Raw genomic sequence first — 3,900 nt, forward strand, 5'->3', positions numbered from 1 at the left:
GGGGGGTGGTGAGTCAGAACTGGTTGAGGGGATTTGTAGCAGCTGTCGAGCAGCGCGAGGCTGCGTCTGGGATTTGGCTGACAAAACGCGATTGCCTGGTGAGGTTCAAGATGGTATCTACATGGGTTTTGGCAAGCTTCAGGCGAAAAAAACCCCTGAATTCAGGGGGTTTTTTTAGTGTGGCGAAGATACCTTCAGCACCTGCCCAGGCTTCAGCGCCTTGCCGATACGCGGGTTCCAGCGCTTGAGATGCTGCATCTCGACATTGAAGCGCTTGGCGACGATGGACAACGAGTCGCCTCGCTGGACCTTGTATTGGGTCTGTGAACTCTTTTTGCCGGCCTTGCTGTTTGATGCCACGACCGTGTTGACGCGACCACTGTTGCCCTTGGTGGTATCGCGCATCACCAGTTTCTGACCCGCCTTGAGGTTCTTGCCGCTCAGCTTGTTCCAGCGTTGCAGGTCTTTGACGTCGACGTTATTGGCCTTGGCGATGGAGCCGAGGCTGTCGCCGCGCTTGACCCGGTAGGTGCGCTTGGCGCTGGCGATTTGAGAATCGTCTGCGTTGTCGAAGACCGGTCTGAGTGGCTTCTTGCTGATCAACTCTTCCGGACGCATGGTCGACAGGCTGGTGGTCAACAACTGCGCCTTGGACGTGGGCACCAGCAGATGCTGTGGGCCGTCGAGGGTAGTGCGTTGTTTGAGCGCCGGGTTGAGCTGGAAAAGTTCGTCTTCGTCGATGTTGGCCACCGCGGCAACCGTGGACAGGTCCATGCGCTGGTTGATTTCGACGACCTTGAAATACGGTTCGTTGGCGATCGGACTGAGGTTCACGCCGTAGGCTTCGGGTGCCAGTACCACTTGCGACAAGGCCAGCAGCTTGGGCACGTAGGCCTGGGTTTCCGAGGGCAGTGACAGGTTCCAGTAATCGGTCGGCAGGCCGAGTCTCTCGTTGCGCTCGATAGCCCGGCTGACGGTGCCTTCGCCGGCATTGTAGGCGGCGAGGGCGAGCATCCAGTCACCGTTGAACATGTCGTGCAGGCGGGTCAGGTAATCCAGGGCTGCGGTGGTCGATGCAGTAATGTCGCGTCGGCCGTCATAGGCACGGGTCTGGCGCAGGTTGTAGTAACGGCCGGTGGAAGGGATGAATTGCCAAAGTCCCACCGCGTTGGCCCGGGAATAAGCCATTGGGTTGTAGGAGCTTTCAATCACCGGCAGCAGCGCCAGTTCCAGCGGCATGTTGCGTTCTTCAAGGCGTTCGATGATGTAGTGAATGTACAGGCTGCCGCGATCGCCGGCGTTTTCGAGGAAGGACGGGTTACTGGCGAACCACAGTCGTTGTTGCTCGATACGCGGGTTGACGCCCAGGCCCTCCTGCAACTGGAAGCCAAGGCGCATGCGCTCCCAGACGTCCTGCGCAGCCAGCGGGCTTGGTTTTTCGCTGAGCCAGATGGGTTGCTGTTTGGCGCGGGCGGCGATATTCGGGGTATGTGCGGCGTCGGTCTGCGGCACATGGCTGGAACAACCCGCCAGAGTGGCGGACACAGCCACCGCTATGGCTTGAGCCAAGCGGGTCAATGCGTCTGTATTGATGACTTTACTAATAGATGACGACATTGGCTGGAAGTAAGTTCCGGGCAAAAATGTCGGTCGATTCTAGAAAGCGCACCCCCTGCGGTCAACCATTCAGTATTTTCATTACAAAACGAAGTCAGCTTAGAACGTATCTTTCCAAGCCCGTAAAGCAGAAAAAACCTTACTTGGTGCCCGGTTATCAGGGCCATTCCGTTCGTCCACTTTTTCTTTAACAGATGTTTCGGAGGTACGTAGAAACGGGTTGGTGAGCTTTTCCAGGGCCAGTGTCGAAGGCAAGGTCATGATCCCGGCTTCGCGTTGCTGGGTCACTTCGGCAAGGCGAGCGGCGATATCCGGATTTTCAGGCTCCACTGCGGCAGCAAATTTCAGGTTGCTCAGGGTGTATTCGTGGGTGCAATACACCAGCGTGTCTTGCGGCAATGCGGCCAGGCGTGTCAGTGAAGTGTGCATTTGTTCAGGCGTGCCTTCGAACAGCCGTCCGCAACCGGCGGCAAACAGGGTGTCACCGCAGAACAACAGGCCATGATGGTAATAGGCAATGTGCCCCAGGGTATGACCGGGGACGGCGAAAATATCGAAGTCCCAGCCCAGTACGCTGGCACGGTCGTTGTCCTTGAGCGCCACGTCCCGGCCCGGGATGGTTTCGCTGGCGGGGCCGTAGACCTTCGCGTCGGTCGCTTTTTTCAGCTGCTCGACGCCGCCAACGTGGTCATGATGGTGATGAGTGATCAGAATATCACTCAATACCCAACCCGGATGCGCTGCAAGCCAGGCCAGCACGGGGGCGGCATCACCCGGGTCGACCACGGCGCAGCGCTGGGTGCGGTGGTCTTGTAACAACCAGATGTAGTTGTCGGTGAAGGCGGGCAGGGCACTGATCTGTATCATCGTCGGATTCGCCAAGCGGAAAACAATGGCGCATCTTAGAACTTCCTGGCGCGTTGGAGAATGCAATGACCGATAAAGCGTTCGCTCAGGCTGATCCCGAGTGGCTGACATTGATCAGCGCGGCCCGTGAATGGCTGTCCGGCCCAATCGGGCAATTTTTGCTGGATGAAGAACGACGCATGCTCGAAGACGAGCTGGGGCGCTTCTTCGGTGGTTATCTGGTGCATTACGGTCCGTCGGCCCAGACGCCGCCGTCGGCGCCCCAAGTGCAGCGCAATGTGCGGCTCGGTGCGCCGTTGCCCGGTGTCGAAATCGTTTGTGAAGAACAGGCCTGGCCGTTGAGCGAGCACGCCGCTGACGTAGTGGTGTTGCAGCATGGGCTGGATTTCTGTCTCTCGCCCCATGGCTTGCTGCGTGAAGCGGCGAGCAGCGTGCGGCCCGGCGGGCATTTGCTGATCATCGGCATCAATCCTTGGAGCACTTGGGGYTTGCGCCATGTGTTTGCCCATGACGCCATGCGCAAGGCGCGTTGCATCTCGCCGTCACGCGTCGCCGACTGGCTGAACCTGCTGGGTTTCGCGCTGGAGAAACGCCGCTTCGGGTGCTATCGTCCGCCGCTCGCGTCACCCGCCTGGCAGGCCCGTCTGGCCGGCTGGGAGCGCAAGGCCGGTAACTGGCAGCTGTCGGGCGGCGGTTTCTATTTATTGGTGGCACGCAAGATCGTCGTGGGCCTGCGTCCACTTCGTCAGGAACGGCGCGAACCGATGGGCAAGCTGATTCCCTTGCCGATGGCCAAGGTCAATCGTCGCCGCATCGACCCGTAATACCGTTTTATATTCCCGGCCGGGTCAGTCCCGGCCTCGGGCATCGTCGATCACTGATCGACGAGCCACCGCATTTTCTGGATAGATTGGCATGAGCGATAGCGTAGAACTCTTTACCGACGGCGCCTGCAAAGGCAACCCTGGCCCAGGCGGCTGGGGCGCACTGTTGGTGTGCAAAGGCGTGGAAAAGGAACTGTGGGGCGGCGAAGCCAACACCACCAACAACCGCATGGAACTGATGGGCGCGATCCGTGGCCTCGAAGAACTCAAGCGCTCGTGCGACGTGCTGCTGGTGACCGACTCCCAGTATGTGATGAAAGGCATCAACGAATGGATGGACAACTGGAAGAAGCGCGGCTGGAAAACGGCGGCGAAAGAGCCGGTTAAAAATGCTGACCTGTGGAAGTTGCTGGATGAGCAGGTCAATCGCCACAACGTCACCTGGAAATGGGTACGGGGGCACATCGGTCACCACGGTAACGAACGGGCGGACCAGTTGGCCAACCGGGGGGTGGATGAAGTGCGCGGTTACAAGCAGGCATAAATCACACACTGATCGTTCCCATGCTCCGCGTGGGAATGCCTCGACGGT

The 3,900-nt window shown here is 59.0% G+C and carries 4 protein-coding genes; 2 read left to right on the top strand and 2 right to left on the bottom strand.

What is annotated here, in order from left to right; all coding sequences use genetic code 11:
- Positions 1-174 precede the first annotated feature (174 nt).
- Entirely contained in the window at positions 175-1,617 is a 1,443-nt protein-coding gene (locus AC1DSG_RS28680; RefSeq protein ID WP_477793890.1) for a LysM peptidoglycan-binding domain-containing protein, read from the bottom strand.
- 99 nt (positions 1,618-1,716) lie between these two features.
- Positions 1,717-2,484, bottom strand: coding sequence for a hydroxyacylglutathione hydrolase (gene gloB, locus AC1DSG_RS28685; RefSeq protein ID WP_477793891.1), 768 nt, complete (start codon positions 2,482-2,484; stop codon positions 1,717-1,719).
- Positions 2,485-2,549: 65 nt separating this feature from the next.
- Between gloB and AC1DSG_RS28690 the strand changes: the two genes are divergently transcribed.
- Both AC1DSG_RS28690 and rnhA read left to right on the top strand, forming a co-directional pair.
- Entirely contained in the window at positions 2,550-3,308 is a 759-nt protein-coding gene (locus AC1DSG_RS28690; RefSeq protein ID WP_477793892.1) for a methyltransferase domain-containing protein, read from the top strand.
- Between the two features lie 91 nt (positions 3,309-3,399).
- Positions 3,400-3,852, top strand: a complete 453-nt coding sequence (gene rnhA, locus AC1DSG_RS28695; RefSeq protein ID WP_008028618.1) for a ribonuclease HI — start codon at positions 3,400-3,402, stop codon at positions 3,850-3,852.
- The last annotated feature ends 48 nt before the right edge of the window (positions 3,853-3,900 follow it).

It is taken from the genome of Pseudomonas sp. P5_A12 (genome assembly GCF_056400685.1).

Coding starts and splice junctions, on each gene's coding strand:
- AC1DSG_RS28680 (WP_477793890.1), bottom strand. CDS start 1,617: ATGTCGTCATCTATTAGTAAAGTCATCAATACAGACGCATTGACCCGC.
- rnhA (WP_008028618.1), top strand. CDS start 3,400: ATGAGCGATAGCGTAGAACTCTTTACCGACGGCGCCTGCAAAGGCAAC.
- gloB (WP_477793891.1), bottom strand. CDS start 2,484: ATGATACAGATCAGTGCCCTGCCCGCCTTCACCGACAACTACATCTGG.